The 19547-nt window shown below is 42.6% G+C and carries 10 protein-coding genes and 1 tRNA gene; 9 read left to right on the plus strand and 2 right to left on the minus strand.

Translation table 11 applies throughout. The features are described from left to right. Positions 1–3477 (minus strand): hypothetical protein, encoded by a 3477-nt coding sequence (locus tag AC1DUD_RS26670; RefSeq protein WP_477380185.1) that lies wholly within the window; start codon positions 3475–3477, stop codon positions 1–3. 510 nt (positions 3478–3987) lie between these two features. On the opposite strand from AC1DUD_RS26670, the gene AC1DUD_RS26675 reads away from it, so the two are divergent. From AC1DUD_RS26675 to AC1DUD_RS26710, 8 genes are all read left to right on the plus strand, one after another. Continuing rightward, positions 3988–4077, plus strand: a tRNA-Ser gene (locus AC1DUD_RS26675). A 307-nt stretch (positions 4078–4384) separates the two neighbouring features. After that, a complete protein-coding gene (locus AC1DUD_RS26680) occupies positions 4385–5500 on the plus strand; it encodes a FecR family protein (RefSeq protein WP_477380187.1) in 1116 nt (371 codons plus the stop codon). Between the two features lie 162 nt (positions 5501–5662). Further along, positions 5663–9004 (plus strand): SusC/RagA family TonB-linked outer membrane protein, encoded by a 3342-nt coding sequence (locus tag AC1DUD_RS26685; RefSeq protein WP_477380189.1) that lies wholly within the window; start codon positions 5663–5665, stop codon positions 9002–9004. 12 nt (positions 9005–9016) lie between these two features. Continuing rightward, a complete protein-coding gene (locus AC1DUD_RS26690) occupies positions 9017–10459 on the plus strand; it encodes a RagB/SusD family nutrient uptake outer membrane protein (protein ID WP_477380191.1) in 1443 nt (480 codons plus the stop codon). Positions 10460–10544: 85 nt separating this feature from the next. Then, the gene (locus AC1DUD_RS26695) at positions 10545–11723 is read left to right on the plus strand and encodes a redoxin domain-containing protein (RefSeq protein WP_477380193.1); all 1179 of its coding nucleotides are present in this window, start codon (positions 10545–10547) and stop codon (positions 11721–11723) included. 20 nt (positions 11724–11743) lie between these two features. Continuing rightward, positions 11744–12256 (plus strand): hypothetical protein, encoded by a 513-nt coding sequence (locus AC1DUD_RS26700; protein WP_477380195.1) that lies wholly within the window; start codon positions 11744–11746, stop codon positions 12254–12256. Positions 12257–12291: 35 nt separating this feature from the next. After that, entirely contained in the window at positions 12292–13440 is a 1149-nt protein-coding gene (locus AC1DUD_RS26705; protein ID WP_477380197.1) for a peroxiredoxin family protein, read from the plus strand. Between the two features lie 14 nt (positions 13441–13454). Then, entirely contained in the window at positions 13455–16250 is a 2796-nt protein-coding gene (locus AC1DUD_RS26710) for a M16 family metallopeptidase (protein ID WP_477380199.1), read from the plus strand. Positions 16251–16337: 87 nt separating this feature from the next. On the opposite strand, the gene AC1DUD_RS26715 is transcribed toward AC1DUD_RS26710, so the two are convergent. Beyond that, entirely contained in the window at positions 16338–16919 is a 582-nt protein-coding gene (locus AC1DUD_RS26715; protein ID WP_477380201.1) for an RNA polymerase sigma factor, read from the minus strand. A gap of 327 nt (positions 16920–17246) precedes the next feature. Between AC1DUD_RS26715 and AC1DUD_RS26720 the strand changes: the two genes are divergently transcribed. After that, positions 17247–19400, plus strand: coding sequence for a prolyl oligopeptidase family serine peptidase (locus AC1DUD_RS26720; protein WP_477380203.1), 2154 nt, complete (start codon positions 17247–17249; stop codon positions 19398–19400). The last annotated feature ends 147 nt before the right edge of the window (positions 19401–19547 follow it).

Consider the following 19547-nt stretch of genomic DNA (forward strand, 5'->3'; position numbering starts at 1 on the left):
TTATTGTTTAAAAAACATTCCACTCCCAATTCTATCTCCTGTGTTTTCATTAACCGCAACTACGATATAAAGCCCCCGGCTCAAACCGTTAACATTTTCCTGTATGGTACTTGTGCCTGTTGCCGATAGCTTTTTAACAATAGCACCCGATGGGCTAACTATACTGATCCTAATCGGGTTGGCCGATGTTTGTTGTAATTTTATATTAACGGTACTGGCCGACACAACTGTAGGATATACCAGGAATTTATTTACACCTGCACCGGGTTTTATATCAAAATTGAGATTATCCGAAAGTTTATTTTCGCCGGTTACCAGGTTTTGGCTAAGCCTGTAAATAAGCTGACCTGTGCCCGGCGTTTGGTCGGTATAAGTATATTTACCTGCTCCTGTTGATTGAAGACTATCTATGGTTAAAAATGTTTTACCTCCGTCAGCGCTTTTCTGAACACTGAACCCGGTAAAATTGCTTTCATTATTGGTTTCCCAGTTCAGGGAGATTCCTTCGGTAACTTTCTTTCCGGTAAAGCTGATCAGGCGATAATCATGGCCGGGAACTATACCGATTTTAAGATAAAACCTGTCATGTGCATAACTTGCCGCGTTGGACTCTACTTTAAATGCATATTCGGCATTATGCACAACGTCAAGCGAATCATTGGTATATTTATCCTTCAGGTAGATAGAATACCGCGCATCGATATTCTTTTTTATAGGCGATGTGAGTTTGTATGTTCCATAGTTAGAAAAGGTAACAATCAGGTTTACACGTTTTAACTTTTCGAGGTTACCTGTGTAATTAGCAAAACAACCAATGGAATCGCTGCTTAATGAATAAAGCAAATCACCCTGCCCCGATGGCTGATAGTATGGTGCATCTTCGCCGGGAACAAATTTAGGGGTAGCATTTCCGTCAAAATTGATATCTGTAGAATTGTGGACTATTGTGTCCTGTACCAGTTCCATAGTTATGCGAGGTATGGTACTTCCAACATCATTGGAAGGAATGCTTGCCGCAAATGAAGCTGTAATGTTTTTTGTGGGATTACCTATTACGTTAAATACAGGGTTTGATGATGGAGCACCTGTATAAGCAGTATATGCCGCCTTCATGCTTTCATCAAACTTAATGGCCGATGCAGAAGTAGCTAAAATAAAAAAGCCCTGTCCGGATAAAGCATAGCGGCTCGCACCCGCGCCGACAGAACCGGTATTGGCATCATACAATGCAAACTTGGTAGACGAGCTATTGGTTCCTGTACTGGCATCTTTAACCAGCATATAATAAAATTTGTGTGCACTACCATTTACCGTGTATAGTTTATTCAGATCAATTACCGACGCATAAGGATTACCAATAAGATTGAGTCCCTTTTTTATTGCCGGGGTACTTGCACTGAAAGATAAGGTAGCCGGTGCACTTACCGCGGTAGCAGTATAATACATTGGCGGTGTTGTAGATGGAAAATTAATAATATTGGCTGTTAACGCGGCGTTGGTAGCAGCGGTACCAGTACCTTTGATAACCGTGCCAAAAAAATTCAATGTTGCATTATCCGTTGCGGGGAACGGCCTCACAAATGGGTTTACTACACTCCGGCTACCCCTGAAATAATATAAAAAACCGTTAGCGGCAGGCAGGCCCTGACTTGTTGAACTGAAAGGTTTGTACTCATTATTTACCACCTGATTATAGTCAACTGTAGCAGGTGCGTTTTCGTCATATACAAAAACAGAAGGACTATTATTGGTAGCGGTAGCATTATCAAACCCATTCGTTGAACCTCCGGGACCTGTTATAAAAGTGGTTAATATTAAAGGCAAAAGATTATAGGTATTGATTGCACCGGCTGGTGAAGTAAATGTTGTTGTTGTATTTGTAACCGGTGATGAAAGCAACATATAACGCCGTAATGTTCCTTTCACAAATCGCTGAACATTTATGCTGCCTGTGATACTACTGATGAAGCCACCCGATACAAGACTGCTGATACTGGCATCCCCTGTAGAAGCAGATAGTAACGTAAGGGCCGTTGTTGTTGACGTGGCGTTACCTACAGCAAGGGTCGATCCTGCGCTTGCCGATGGGGTCACATTTAATGTATATAACGGCGCAACAGTAAATTTGCTGCCCGATGCCATTGTTTTTGTTCCCCCGCCAGTGAAGGTTACGTTATAAAAATTTGTACCCGTGGAGGTTGCATCAGTAAGTGTTTGCGTTGTACCATCAAAAGTAATAGTTGGAGTAGCATTAGGTGTAAATGTGCCTGTATTTGTGTAATCTTTAGAAATATTTAAAGCGCCGGTACCCATATTCATAGTGCCGAAATTGCTGAGAGACCCGTTTATATCTGTTGCTCCTGTACCTCCGGTAATGGTTGCCGCTGCATTATTTGTCCAGCTGGCAGCAATTGAACCCGCAACACCAACTTTTGTAGCGGTATTAGTTGCATTGGAAAATGACACATTTGATGATGTAACAAATGTGGAATCGATATTTAAATAACTTGTTAAACCAGCAGTTGTACCGCCGATAACAGCAGTACCTGTTCCTTGTATAATCAGGTTATCATAAGTGGGATCCGTAGCCGCGTTTGTGTTTACAGGTCCACCACCCGGCCCAAATCCCTGTATGGAAGTGGTGTAGATTATAGGGCTTGCCCCTTTATAATTAACAGTAGCCTTGCCCCCCGGATTATGGTCACCATAAAAATTACAGGACGCATAAGGAACGGGAATACTTCCGATTGCGTTTGTACTATTTAGAATTAATGTTGGGTTAGTATTGGTATTAGTTGTTTTATAAGATGTACGGGCATTCACGGTAAAATAAGCAGAGTTTTGACTGGTTACACCGCGATTTGTAAAGGTTATTTGCCCATTTATTGTCATCGTCCCCCCTTCAAGCCTGATCCCGCTACCGTTTTGCTGTAGTACATTCAAATTGATATTTACATTTGTATTGACCGTAAAGCCCGTTACTTCCAGGATTAAAAATGAGTAGCCAACCGTTGTTACAGACGAAGCACTGCCGAACTGTATATTAGCACAGGTTACAGTTCCTGTTCCCCTGATGTCATTGAAAATGCTTGTACTGGTAGAACTGGAATTATAGTTTTGTGAAATATCCCCAGTGACGGTCAACACGGAATTAACCGTTAAAATAGTTCCTGTTATAGTTGTTCCGCTAAGAATAGCACCCGCGACACCATTATATTGAAGAGCTCCGAAATTTATAGATGCTACAGTAACATTAGAGGATAGTGTTGGTTGTATCACATAAGGCCCCGATACCACGCCGAAATTTACGATATCATCTGTACGTCCGTTGCCGCCGGGATAAAGTTGCGTGGGAGTACCTGTTCCGGTTACCGACCAGTTAGCTGTGTTAGTCCAGGTGGTATTTAGGCCAAGCGCTGTCCAGTTGAATGTATAAACCGCAAATACGTTACTTGCACAAAAGAAAAGGTTTATCAAAAGCAGTAAAAGAAATTTCCTTTGTGTTTTCAAGACAGCCCGCAAGCGCATAGTTATCCGATATTTATTATTAGTTACGTTTTACGAAAATGGGCTATAAAAGGTTTCTCTCTAAAATAGCAATTAACCATTAATTAACATTCGTAAAGGTTGTATCACTCTTTAAAAATTCGGTTTTAGCTATAAAAAGAGACTGGGTATTGAAGAAATAAATAAACTTTAACGAATAGAAAAGTTACGTTTATAGTAACGGTTAATAAAAACGTAGAAAAATCGGACATTTTGAACAAGGATAAGCTTGTCTTAACGTATTTTGTATGGCATCCGGAATAGTCAAGGCATTTATACATGTACTTTCAGTAACTCACCATGCTAAAAATGAATAATTATAAAAAAAATTAAATTGTAATAATCTGATAAACAGGCACCACTTTATAACATTCACTTAACATGTGCTTAAACTACCAATTTGGATTTGGCAATTCGGTTCAGATTTGTACTTTTGCGCCCGGAGAGTTGGCAGAGTGGTCGATTGCGGCAGTCTTGAAAACTGTTGAACTGTGAAAGGTTCCTGGGGTTCGAATCCCTAACTCTCCGCCAAGTATTATCAATTAGGATCAAAAGCGCTGTAAATAAATCATTTACGGCGCTTTTTGTTTTCTGCCCACACCAAATAAACCAGTAAACGCTTTGTTCCGGCGACCTGTAGACGACCTTAAAGGTAATCCCGTTGTTCACCGAAACGCTTATAAATCGCTGTTAGATACCACAACTAAAGTGTCCCTCCACATAATTCTTTCGTTATCCCTTCACATCAATAATAAAAAAAAATTAAATTTTTAACATTCATATACCCCCCAAGCTTCCCTAAACCGTAATACCTAATATAAGCATATGATAAGCTATTATGACTAACCAAGAAAGTAAGGATCTGCTCAAAAAATACATCGAAGGGAATTGTGACCAGGAGGAGACTGCCTGGATAGAAAGCTGGTATAACAATGCAACTGATAATGGTACAGTGCCGTCGCCCGAAGAAATGGAGGCAGCTTATGCTACTGTTAGTGCAAATTTACCTAAGCCAGCCCGCACTGCCGGCAGAATATTTCATCTTTCAATAGCGGCTTCCATACTTTTATGTATGTCAGTTGCCGCATATTTCCTTTTGCGCCAGGCGCCGCCAAATCCCAAAAACAACATTGCCGTAGTTAAACAAAATGATTTGCAACCAGGCAGTAATAAAGCAATACTCACTTTAGGGAACGGTCAGCACATTGCTTTAACCGGCGTTTCTAATGGTAAAATAGCACAGCAAGGAAATATTGTTATCAATAAAACAGCGGAGGGACAACTTGTTTATAGTGGGGCGGACCAGGAATCAGCAGATGTCCTCTACAACACAACTGCTACACCACGCGGGGGCGAATATCATTTAACCCTGACCGATGGCACCAATGTATGGTTAAACTCAGCATCCTCCATAACCTACCCCACAGTCTTTGGAGGCAATGACAGAACGGTGCAGATTACCGGAGAAGTTTATTTTGAGGTGACCCATAACCAACACCAGCCATTTAAGGTTATAACCCGGGGCCAAACTGTTGAGGTGTTGGGTACGCACTTCAATATCAACGCCTACGAAGACGAATCAGCTATAAAAACAACTTTGTATGAAGGCGCGGTAAAAGTTAGCAAGGATGCACAAGCCGCGTTGTTAAAACCGGGAGAACAAGCTATTGATTATACCAAGGACTCTGCAATCAGGGTAACCAATGATTTTAACAGCGAAGAAGTTATTGCCTGGAAAAATGGCAGGTTTTATTTTGACTATACAGATGTAAATACCGTCCTGCGCCAGATAGCGCGCTGGTATGATGTAGACATTATATACGAAGGGAAAATACCTAACAAACGGCTTTCGGGCTCATTTTCGAGATATATCAACGCATCAAAGGCTTTATCGATATTGGAATATGCAGGTATCAACTTTAAAATTGAAGGGAGGAAAATTATCGTAAAATAATTACCATTTCCCGAATCAAAACGGCTGCCAGGCTCCCGTTTCCCGTCATGAGCTCAAAAAAAACCGGAGAGTGGTGACACACTTCCCGGCCAAAAGTTTGGGTTAACCATGAATTTAATTTGAACTAAACAAGGTACTTACAAACCCAAACCATACAAAAGTATGCAAAATTTTACTTTAAGTCCTTTCTTAAATGATAAGAAAGGACTTCACAAACTTTTCCTGGTTATGAGACTGACCACTTTAGGAATCCTGTTCTGTATCATGCAGGTAAGCGCTGCCACTTTTGCGCAACGCATTAACCTCAAGGCAAAGAACATCTCTTACGAGAAGCTATTCAAAAACATTGAACAGCAAAGTGGCTACACTTTTGTGTATGACCCTGACGTATTACGTGCACTCCCAAATTTTAATATTGAGATCAACGATGCCAGCCTTGCCCAGGTTATGGACAAAACATTGGCAGATAAACCACTGACTTACAGGATTATTGACAATATTGTGGTTGTGCGCATAAAAGAAGCTATACCTGCGGTAACACGCAATGAACTTATTTTGATATCAGGGCAGGTTACGGGGCATGATAATAACCCACTCCCTGGCGCGACCGTTAAAGTGAAAGGATCAACTGTTATTGGCGGCTGGGTGACTGATGCACAAGGCCGGTTCAACGCCCTGGTTAATTCAAAAGATGTGGTCCTGGTATTTTCTTATGTAGGTTATCAGACACAAGAGGTACGGATTGAAGACATTAAATCACCCTTTACTATATATCTTAAAGAAGATGTCGGCAAGCTGGATGAGATCCAGGTAATAGCTTATGGGCAAACTACTAAAAGATTAAATGTGGGTGACCAAACCACCGTTACCGCTAAAGAAATTGAAAAATACCCGGTAGGTAACGTTTTAACCGCATTACAGGGTACCGTCCCGGGCATGGTGATCACCCAATCCACCGGACAGGCTGGCAGCAGTTTCAATGTAATCATCAGAGGGCAAAATGGGCTTTCGACTGCGTCTCCGCTTTATGTTATAGATGGCATTCCATATACCGGTGGCTCATTCACCTCTTATAAGTCTAATTATTTAGGCTCTTCAAATTCTGCTTACGATGCGCTAAGTTTAATTAATCCATTGGATATCGAAAGTATCAACGTACTAAAAGATGCTGATGCTACTTCGATCTATGGTTCAAGGGGAGCCAATGGTGTTATCCTTATAACAACCAAAAAAGGCAAGGCTGGTGATACTAAAATTGATTTAAACATCTTTAGTGGCATAAGCAATGCTACCAGGGTACCGCAATTATTAAATACACAGCAATATCTGCAAATGCGCCGGGAGGCAAAAAAGAATGATAATGCAGCTATACTGCCTACTGATTATGACATCAACGGTACCTGGGACACTACCCGTTATACCGATTGGACAAAGGAATTTTTAAAGGGTACAAGCTATACCACCAATGCCCAGGCCAGTATATCAGGAGGTGGCAGCAATGTTTCTTACCTCGTAAGCGGCAACTACAGGCGGGCTACCAACGTGCAGCAACTGGTTGGCGGAGCGGATCAGACATCTTCATTGCACTTTAACCTGAATTCAACCAGTGATAACCGGAAATTTAATCTTCAGTTTACAGGCGGCTATACATACAACTTTAATAATATGCCTTCGGCTGATTTAACAAATAGCGCCAACCTCGCTCCTGACGCGCCTGCTCTTCGTAATCCTGATGGTTCGTTAAACTTTCAGAACAATACCCTTTTTAACCCATTGTCAATTGCCAACTCAATCGGCAGAACGACCTTGTCAAATTTAACCAGCAGCATGGTTGCCAGTTACCAGCTTACCCGCGACTTGAAAGCATTGGCAACCATTGGTTATAACAAACAATCATTGAATGAATTTCTGGCAATCCCGCTCGCCGCGATACAGCCAAGCAATATCGCCTTAGGCGCAAAGGGATCAGCAAATTATACATGGAACAACAACAGTTATTGGAGTATAGAACCGCAGATTGAGTATAATCATACGATAAGTAAAGGCACATTGGGTGTTTTAGTTGGCGCGAGTTTACAAAAGCAACTTACTGATGCTACACAGCTGCAAGCTAACGGTTACAGCAATGACCTTTTAATTAATAATATAACGGCAGCATCCAGCATTACACCGTTTGGGTTGGGATATAACGCTTATAATTATAAATACAGTGCTCTTTATGGTCGCCTAAATTATAATTGGCAAAATAAATACATCCTGGATCTTTCTGGTCGGTATGACGGGTCAAGCAAGTTTGGCCAGGACCGTCAATACCATTTCTTTTATGCAACAGGCGCTGGATGGGTTTTTAGTTCGGAAAACTTTTCAAAAAGCAAACTTCCTTTCCTGAGTTTTGGTAAAATAAGGGTAAGTTACGGTACCAGCGGTAACGACCAGATCGGTGTTTACCAATATCTGGAAAACTTTAATACTATAACTTCTACAAATCCTTATCAGGGCGTTCCCGGCATTATACCCACTAACCTGCCTAATCCTTATTTGAGTTGGGAAACTGTAGCTAAGGCCAATATTGGATTGGAGCTTCAATTTTTGAAAGGCAGAATTAGTTTTCAGGGAAACCTATTCAGAAACCGAACAACTAACGTGTTATCAGGCGTGCCGCTTTCATCAACTACGGGCTTTACTTCTATAACCCAAAACTATGATGCCAAAATTCAAAATAAAGGATTTGACGCTACTTTAAGCACCATTAATATTCAATCCAAAAGCTTTACCTGGTCAACAACATTCATCATTAGCAAACAACGAAATTCATTATTGTCCTTTCCAAATGCCAATGCACTTACTTTGCGGCAGTTGAGCCAATCGGTTAACACGATTTTCGTTAACCGTTATGCCGGTGTTGATCCGCAAACTGGTCTTTACCAGTATTATGATAAAGACGGCAAAATTGTCTCAACCTATTCAAGCTCTGGCTCTGATCAAATCAAAACGATTACCACAGATCCTGGTTATTTTGGCTCCATTTCAAATAGCGTCAGCTTTAAAAACTTTACGCTTAGTTTCCTCTTCCGCGGCATAAAGCAAACCGGTGCCAGCCCATTCGGGCAAGTACTGAACACTGGCTTTGCGCCTGGGTTAGTGAATATCAATTACCCAACACTCATCTTAAATCACTGGCAAAAACCGGGCGATGTAGCGATGTTTGGCAAGTTTACGAGCAGCTTTACGCCGACACTTATTAACGCGCTAAACGCCAAAAACCGATATATAGACGCCTACTACGGCGATGCTTCCTACATCAGGTTACAAAATGCATCATTCAGCTATCAATTTGATGATGAGATAGCAAAAAAATGCCATTTACGCAATTTGAGGATTTATGTTTTGGGCGAAAACCTGGCTACAATTACCGGATACAACTTTTCAGATCCGGAGACGCAAAACTTCCAGAAAATGGCGCCGCTGCGCACAATCACTTTTGGTATCCAAGCATCACTTTAAAAAAGAGGAATCATGAAACTTAGAAAAATATATTCAATAGCAGTATATGCGAGCATGCTGGCCTTCGTGGGTGCATCCTTGAGCGGATGTAAAAAAGCTATAGAAGTTGGCCCTTCGCTAACTTCCGCGAATAGCAGTAACGCGTTCTTATCAAATAGCTCTGCGCAATCAGTTGTAGCGGGCATCTATACCAGGATGTCGAACGGCTCATTTTATCAGGGAGCTTCAGACATAAGCTTAAATATGGGTTTAGCGGCTGACGAACTGCAGAACATTTCCGGCACAAGCTCATCATTTGGGATATTTTACCAAAATAGCTATGCTGCAATTACTCCTCCTGCATTTTGGTCAGATTTCTACAAACAAATATTTTATTGCAACACCGCTATTAACGGCATCTCTGCATCTTCGGGCATTACCGATGGGGTTAAAAAGCAACTGGTTGGCGAGGTGAAATTTTTGCGTGCGTACATTTACTTTTATGCAGTGAACTTATATGGCACGCCGCCGTTAACAACCACAGATGATTACACTGTTAACAATGCTTTAGCCAACAGCACCCCTGATGCCGTTTACAAACAAATTTTACAGGATTTAACTGAAGCACAGGCTGCGCTGCCGGATGGTAAATATGTAGACGCCTCAGGCGCTACTGTTGCTGATAGGGTAAGACCTAATAAACAGGTGGCGAGTGCCATGCTGGCAAGGGTTTATTTGTATCTTAAAGATTGGAAAAATGCCGAAGCCCAGGCCACTTCTGTCATCGGCAACGCTAACTATACATTGGAACCTAATCTCAATCAGGTTTTTTTAAAAGCCAGCAGGGAAACGCTATGGGCATTGCAGCCGGTTTCTACATTATATCTGAATACTATCGACGCTACCTTTTTAATCGTAAATGCCAATAATATCAATACCACGCCACTACCGCTTAATAACAATCTTGTAAAGGCATTTGAGTCTGGCGATGCGCGTTTAACCAACTGGGTTGGTAGTTACACAACCGCTACAGTCCCTGTTACCACTTATTATTACGCCAATAAATATAAGGTATCGTCATTCAGTCCGAATATTGCTGTTACAGAATATCCTATTGTCATGCGCTATGCGGAGCAATTTTTGATCCGCGCCGAAGCACGCGCACAGCAAAATAACCTTTCTGGTGCTGCTGATGACATCAATGCAATCCGGACAAGGGCCAGCTTGCCCAAAACTACGGCTGCTACGCTATCAGATCTACTGGTTGCGGTTACTCATGAGCGCCAAGTTGAACTGTTTACTGAATGGGGCCATCGTTGGTTTGATTTGAAACGTACCAATCAGCTTGATGCGGTAATGAGCGTGGTAACCCCGCAAAAAGGCGGGGTCTGGGCGAGTTATAAACAACTGATGCCAATACCACCGAGTGATATCCAGGCTGATCCAAATCTGAAACAAACTCCTGGCTATAATTAATTAATCCCCTATAATAACCCTCAGCGGGACCAGTACTGGTCCTGCTGTTTTACCCGTCTCCCATTTTTTAACAACATAATACATCATGAAAACAAAGATCATCGCGCTGTTTGCCGCGGCCTTGTGTGCTGTCAGCATGGACAGTATGGCACAAAATCAACCATTTGTCATCAATGGTAAGCTACATAATCTATCGTCCTTGCCTTCTAAAATATATTTAACAGAGCTCCTTCCGGGCACACTGGAAAAACATATCGATAGCACTTTGGTAACAAACGGTACCTACCAGTTTAAAGGCGAGCTGACCGTTGACGAAGCTGTTGCTGTTACACTCAGTACGGCTGTTAAAGCTGATCCAATCAAGGATCTCACACTTTACCTCGATAAAGGCGAACTGAACATTGCTTCAGAGGGAGAACTCAAAAACTTCAAACTGTCAGGATCGGCTGCTGCTGCTCAAAATCAGGTTATTGAAATAAGCAATGGCCTTGTCAAAGAGAAAGAAGAACTCAAAAGGATTACTGCTACTGCTGAATATCAAACCAATGAAAAAATGCAGGCTGACGTATTGAAAAGGGCAAATGCCCTCCCTGCTAAGGGAATATATGATATGTATACCTTTATCAAAAACAATCCCAGTAATCGCATAAGCCCATTTACTACTTACGCGCTGGTTTCATCTGGTTTTATTGGTAGTGCCTTTCAGGATACATTGGTGAACCAACTTCCCAATCATGTAAAAACAGACAAATTGGGTCAGGCCATTTCACACATCCCGGCAATGCGCGACTCGATTTTAAAAGCCGCCTTGGCTAAGCGAAAAGTTGATACCGGGAAAATTCCAATTGGCAGCAAGGCTCCTGACTTTACCGAGAACGACCCACATAATAAGCCGATAAGCCTGTCATCTTTTAAAGGCAAATATGTATTGGTTGATTTTTGGGCCAGCTGGTGTTTGCCATGCCGCCAGGAAAATCCCAACGTTTTAAAAGCTTACAATAAATATAAAGATAAAGGCTTTACTGTGTTAGGCGTTTCTCTTGATTCGGAATCAGCCAAAGCCAATTGGCTCAAGGCTATTGCAAGCGATGCGTTGCCATGGACTCAAGTATCCGATCTTAAAGGCTGGCAGAACCAGGCAGCACAACTGTACGGTGTAGCTGCCATACCGCAAAATTTCCTGATCGGCCCGGATGGCGTTGTGATCGCGACAAACCTTCGCGGTGAAGATTTGCATACCAAATTAGCATCTATCCTTAAATAATAGCCATAATGAAAATAATCATGAAACATATACGCTCAACAGTTATAATAATAACAGCTTTCGTTCTTTTTATTAATTATAACCTCCATGCCCAAAATAAACCAGTAAACTTTTCAGGCCAATGGCATTTAAATGAAAGTAAAAGTGATTTTGGGCGCCTGACTGCCGCCAGTGCAAAAAACGTGCAAATACTTACTATCAGTCAAACAACTAATGAGATAGATATTAAAAGTGGCGATTCAACTGCAGCTACTATAGCCATGCTTCGCCTTGATGGTAAATCTTCGCAGTTAGTAAGTCACGCGGTTGTGAATGAAATTGCTACCATATCCAAAAGCGAGTTGACCACTCAGTGGATTAACGACCATACCGTAATAGTAACACTCGACCACCCTAAAGGACCTATGCCCGCGGCCACTAAAACTTATACGATTTCGCAGGATCTCCAAACTTTTATTATTGACTATAAACTCAAATATGGAGAATCAAAACTGACCGGAAAGTTGATTTATGACAAACAGATGGGTAACTAAAAATACGCCTGGTTTACACAAATTAAAAAACGATCATGAAAAAATTACTGTGGGTATTACTTATGGCCTCCCCCTTTATGGCGCTCGCCCAAAAACAAGCCAACTTCGAGATAAAGGGGAGACTGGACAGCATAGATGTGCCAGTGGTTTACATTGTACATGGACAGGGTTATACCCGTATAATAGATAGCGCCAGGGTAAACAATCATACCTATAATTTAAAAGGCTATGTACAAGTGGGGCAGCAAACCATGCTGATGACTTACAATATGAATTCGAGCAAAGAATTTCATGTAGATGGTTTGGCGCTAATATTCTTGTCTCCTGGTAAAAGCATTGTCAGGCATGGCAAAGAATTTCGTGACGTCACCATAGCCGGTTCAGCAGGTTATAATGACTATAAGGCTTTAATTACAATGGCAAAACCTTATGAAGACAAAAATGAGGCACTCAAAACAAAGACGTATCGGTTACTGAAACAAAATGATACACTTGAAGCCAACAATACCAATGCGGAACAAATCGTTTTTGAGCAAAGTTTTATGGATAAGGTATACGGATCGTTCATCAAACAACATCCGCAGTCGCCAGCCGCGTTTTTCGCCTTGCAGAAGTTAGCCGGAACCGGTCATAATGTAGACGGCCCAAAATTAAAACCTTACTTCGATCTGCTTCCGGAGAGTGTAAAGGAAAGTGAAGATGGAAAGCTTTTCGAGAAAAAGTTAAAAGATGCCATCACCTTTAACACTAAGGGAGCAATTGGCACCTTAGCTACAGATTTTAGCCTGCCGGATACTGCCGGACACACTGTAAAGCTTTCGGACTATAAAGGGAAATACCTACTAGTTGACCTTTGGGCCAGCTGGTGTACACCCTGCCGGGCAGATAACCCCCATTTGGTGGCAGCATATAAAGCATATCATCAAAAAGGCTTTGAGATTTTGAGCGTATCCCTGGATACCAGGACACGTGAAAAAGCGTGGCGCAAAGCCATTACTCATGATCATTTAGAATYATGGGCACATGTAGCTGATCTTGATCATGAAATTAACAGCGTAGTGACGCTATACGGCGTAAGCGGGATACCGCAAAATTTCCTGATCGGTCCTGATGGCAAAATCATTGCCCGAAATCTGCGTGATGGCGAACTTGAAAAGCAACTCTCCAAAATATTCAACAATTAAATCTCCTTATCTCCATGGATATTAAAAAACTGATCTTAACCGCCACTGCAGGCCTTGCTGGTTTTGTGGCTATGGCACAATCCATTCCGCCTGATCCGGCTGTACGTACCGGCAAGCTGGGCAATGGTTTTACTTACTATATCCGCCATAACGAAGAGCCTAAAAAGCGTGTAGAGCTATACCTCATTAACAAAGTGGGCTCCGTTCTGGAAGACGGTGACCAACAGGGGTTGGCGCACTTTATGGAGCATATGAACTTTAATGGGACGAAAAACTTTCCCAAAAACGACCTGGTAGATTACCTGCAAAAAGCAGGTGTTCGATTCGGGGCCGACCTGAACGCCTATACCAGCTTTGACGAAACTGTTTACCAACTGCCCATCCCTACAGATAATCCGGCCATGTTTGGCAACGGTATTCGTATCATGCGCGACTGGGCGCAGGAAGCCACTTTAGACCCTACTGAAATTGAAAAGGAACGGGGTGTTGTATTAGAGGAGGAAAGATTAGGCAAGGGTGCAAGAGACCGTATGTCAAGGCAATACTTACCTATGATGCTGAACCATGCCCGCTATGCCGACAGGCTGCCGATTGGCACAGATGCGGTATTGACAAAATTTAAACCTGAAGTGATCAAACGGTTTCACCATGACTGGTACCGCCCGGATCTGCAGGCATTGATTATCGTGGGTGATATTGATGTGAATGAAGCCGAAAAATTGGTGAAGGAAAAATTTACTGATCTGAAGAATCCGCAAAATGAGCGGGTGCGTACACAGTATACTGTCCCGCTTACCGGCAAAAGCCAGTTCCTGATCGTAACAGATAAGGAAGAAACATCGACCGATCTGCAGATCATGATGAAGCACCAGGCTCCGGAATTGAAGACAGAACAGGATTATATAACTTCTATTAAACAAAACCTCTTTAACCAGTTACTTGACAATCGCAGGCTGGCCGAGTTAACCAAAGAAAGCAATCCGGCTTTTACCGGTATGAGCGCGGGTATTGGCGGATTGTTAAAAAACATAGATATGCTAAGCTATAGTGTCTCGGCTAAAGAAGGTCGCCTTGAGCAAAGCTTTGCGCAAACCTGGCGGGTTATGGAACGGGTTAAACGATATGGCTTTACCCAGGCTGAGCTTGACCGGGTGAAGCAAAGCTACCTGCGCGGCATCCAAACCAGTTTAAACGAACAGGGTAAAACCCCGTCAACCAGTTACGTAAAAGAATATCAGCGTTTATTTTTGGCTGGCGAAGCATCGCCAGGCATTGCCTGGGAGTACCAATTTACCAAAGATCATATCGGTATGATCACACTCGCCGATATCACCAACCTCATGACTGAGTACCTATCATCAAAAGATATGGATATACTCGTATCAGCCCCCGAAAAAGACAGGAATTCCCTGCCTGGCGCTGCAATTGTTCAAAATTGGATAGCCAGGGTAAGCCAGGAGGATATCCAACCATTTAAGGATGATGCCGTTATCAAACCCTTGTTCGCTGTAAAACCCCAGGCGGGTAAAGTGGTGAACAAAGAGATTATAGCTCAACTAAATATCACCAAACTTGTGCTTAGCAATGGTGTAAAAGTGATCCTGAAACCAACTGATTTTAAAAATGACCAGGTGATCTACGGTGCTTTTGCACCTGGCGGAACATCACTTTACGAGCATACCGACTATGATGTAGCCTCAAACGCGGGTGGTATTATGAACAGGATGGGCTTGGGTGACTTCAGTATGGTACAGCTTAATAATTTATTTACCGGCAAAGTAGCTTCATCATCAGCTACGATAATCGCGCGCTCGTCAACCATAAGGGGGGGCGCTGCACCTCTGGACCTGGAAGCAGCCTTACAGCTTACTTATCTCCAATTTACCGCTCCCCGCAAGGACACGCTGATATTTAAAAATACCATTAACAATGCCATTGCCGGCCTGGCCAATCGGTATGCCAGTCCGGCTAACGTGTTTGCCGACACAATAAGTTATGTGATGGGTAATTATAACTATCGTTCTGCCGGGCCAACCGCAGAGCGCATTGGTAAAATTACTTTAGAACGTTCTTATGATATTTACAAAGAGCGTTTTGCGGATGCTTCCGGGTTCACTTTTGTGTTTGTCGGTAATTTTAAGCCTGAAACTATAACACCTTTATTGGAGCAATACCTGGGCTCCCTGCCGGCCACTCACCAAGTTGTAAAACCTCGCGACCTTGGAATCCATATCCCGGCCGGGCATATTGTGAAAAAAGTATACAAGGGGACGGAGAATAAAGCCACAGTACAACTGGTATTTAGCGGCGATTACACTTATAGTCCGGAAGCCAACCTTCAGCTGAAAGCTTTGGGGGATGTATTACAGATTAAAGTATTGCAACAACTCCGTGAAGCCGAAGGCGAGGTATATAGCCCGCAAGTACAAACCAGTTATAATAAGTACCCACATAACCGATTTGCACTTACTGTAGCTTTTGGTTGCGCCCCGCAAAATGCAGATCACCTGGTTTCTATGGTAGAGCAAGAGATGAAAACGTTGAAAGAGAAAGGACCGGACGCTGACGATATACAAAAATTTAAGGCGCAATATCAAAAAAATGTCGAACTGGCTTTAAAGGATAACGGTTTCTGGATGAATTACCTGCTAAATCAATATGAGAACCATGAAGATCCGTTGCAGGCGCTTGATACAGATAAACTGTTACAAAAAATTGACTCGGCCTCGTTAAAACAGGCCGCACAGGTGTTTCTGTCGGGTCATAACATGATTACATTTCAACTGCTCCCTGAAAAGACCGCGGAATAACGATAGGTTAATACCACCTTATTTTATCTTTTGATAGCGCTGTTTTCACAGCGCTATTTTTTTTAATAAGCTGAGGCACCTCCGTTATTATTTGCCTCCTATTAACATGGCGATAAACAAGACTAAACCTAAGCGGCCACGCAAAATTTTAAGCGCATGCTTAACCTGAGTTTTAACCGTAAGCTCAGACAGGTCAAGCTGCTGAGCGATTTGCTTATGGCTCAGGTTTGCTCTCCGGCTTAAAATAAAGATCTCTCTCATGCGCGGAGGTAATGCATCAATTTCACGTTCAATGATGGAAGCCAATTGTTTTTCCCTGATAGCATGATCTGTAACACAGCTACCCTCTTCATAAAATGATTTAAATGAGTTGATGTATTTAGAATTTACCTCCTGGCGGCTAAACCAGTCAATAACTTTGTTTCGCATTGCCGCGTACAGGTAGCCGGCAATACTTTTTTCGGGATCAAGATATTCCCTTCGTTTCCAAAGATTGATAAATGTTTCCTGAACTATATCCTGTGCATCCTCCCTGCTGGCCATACGTTTGCAAGCGTCAATAAACATTAAGCCGAAATAACGATTATAAATTTCATTATAAGCTTCATGGCTACCCGATTTAAGCAGTTCGGACAAAGAATGATCGGAAAAAGCACTTATGTCATCCATGATATAATCAACAATGCTAAAAATAACTAAATATTTTGTTAATTCAGTGTTAATTGCCGGCGAAAGACGATTTCCATCGTTTTTTATACAGGGATAAATGAATTACCGGTGTCAGACAAACGGTAACAGAGGCCCGCTTTTCCAAAACAATTTGATTTGCTTCGCTATTTGCTAAAAAGCTCTGGTTGCCACACCCGGATTTACCGTATAAATGGACGGAAAAAAAATCATTAATTAGTTCACCACCATTTGATTATCGCTGATTTATAAGTATATTGTAATTCATTAAGCCTTTGTTCACCAAATCTTTAACCCATGTTACCCCTCATGAGAAAACTGATTGTCTTGGCATTAAGCTTCTGCTGCCATGCTGTGTTCGCACAGTTGAACCCACCTGCAACCAAAACGGTGGATAGTACCGATACTTATTTCGGCGTTACTTATAAAGACCCCTACCGCTGGCTGGAACATATCAGCGAGGCTCAGGTAGAAACCTGGTTCAGGCAGCAGGCGGATTATAGCAAGGGCATCGTGGATAAGCTTGCCGGTCGCGATGAGTTAATTGCGGAATGGAAAAAGCTGGATAAGCTTCAGCCTGCAAAGATTAATGGTCGCACCTACATGAAGGGGCGGATATTTTACCGCAAAACCATGCCGGGGCAGTCTGTTGGTAAATTATATTACCGTGAAGGCATGAGCGGCAAGGAGCAATTGCTGTTTGATCCGCTTGCTTACATGAAGGGCAAAACATTGTCGATAGAGGGATATATCCCCAGTTTTGATGCGAAATTCATCGCCATTGCCTATTCTGAATCAGGTGCCGAAGTATCAACCATCAAGGTAATGAAGGTAGCTACCAAACAGTTTTTGAAGGATAATATTTATCCCGCAGCCGGCTTGGAAGGCTGGAGCTTTGATAATAAATATATATTATATAACTGGCTTAAAACAGCCGACAATAAGGATCCCCTGGCCCGTCTGAATACCAAAACAAAACTGCATAAAGTGGGCGGCGGAGCCAAAACAGACATAGACTTTTTCAGTAACGCCAGTTATCCGGAATTGAAGATAGCACCCAGTGTATACCCTACCGCGCAGGTCATCAATGATAATAAAAAGTACGTTTTTGCCGGTGAGGCCAGTGTGCAAAATGAGTTTACTACTTACTATGCGCCGGTGTCGCAGTTTTACAGCGGTAAAATTCAATGGAAAACACTTTGTAAACCAACCGACAAGCTGGTACGGGGCATGGAGTTTGTCGGCAATAAAGTGTTCGCCATAACATACGAGGGTGCGAAAAATTATAAACTCATCTGTGTTGACATGACCAATCCCGACTGGAAGCACGCCAAAACGATTGCCGAAGAAAAAAGCGATCAGACACTGGAGTATATCACCCACTCCAAAGATTATCTGTTTATGGTATACAGTGATGGTATCAACTACCATGTATCCAAATACAGCTTCACCACCGGCAAAACATCCGAGCTAAAATTGCCATTTACCGGCACGGTCGGCATTTTTTGCCTCAATAATGAAACCAATAACTGTACCGTTGGGATCACCTCATGGGTACAACCTTATACCGAGTTTGACTTCAATGCTGCAAGTGAGGTATTTACTCCGGGCAAATTAAACAAGCGGTCAGTTTACCCAGATGCATATAAAACGTTGGAGGTAAAAGAAGTGGAAGTGAAAGGCCATGACGGTGTGATGATCCCGCTTTCCATTATCTACAAAAAAGGAACAAAGCTGGACAGCAGCAATTTTTGCCTGATGGATAGCTACGGCGCTTACGGCATTAGTATGACGCCATATTTTAGCATATTAGAAAACGCGCTTGCTGTAAAAGGAATAGTAATTGCCTATCCACACGTGAGAGGCGGCAGTGAAAAAGGAGAAGCCTGGTATAAAGCCGGTTATAAAACGACCAAGCCAAATACATGGAAGGACTTCAATAGCTGTGCTGAATACCTGATAGCGCAGGGCTACACTCAGTCATCTAAACTGTCCGGTACTGGTACCAGTGCCGGGGGAATCCTGATCAGCCGTGCAATAACTGAACGGCCTGACCTGTACGCTGCCGCGATATGCAATGTAGGTTGCGCCAACGCCATGCGGCTCGAATTTAGTGCCAATGGCCCTGTAAATATCTCGGAATACGGAACGGTGAAGGATAGCGTGGAATGTAAGGCACTATATGAGATGGATGGCATGCAGCATGTGGTAGCAGGGACTAAATACCCGGCCCTGATTTGTATTGGCGGATGGAACGATCCCCGGGTGATCGCCTGGCAGCCGGGTAAGTTTGCAGCTGCCGTGCAAAATGCCTCGTCATCCGGCAAGCCGGTATTGCTAAAGGTCAATTATGATAACGGCCACTTTACCGAGGACAAAAATGTAACCTATGCTAACTTCGCAGACCAATTTACCTTTGTTATGTGGCAAAGCGGTCACCCGGACTTTCAACCTAAAAAATAAGATGGAGTATCATAATTAACCCACCCTGTCTGAGTACTGGCTTTACCTAAACCTTGTAAATTACGGAACCTATACCACGAAAGGCGGCTGGAACCAGAACATTTAGTAACACCGAGCTTGTGTGTAATCCTCTTTCCTGACCAGTAT

Source organism: Mucilaginibacter sp. P4_A11 (assembly GCF_056402535.1).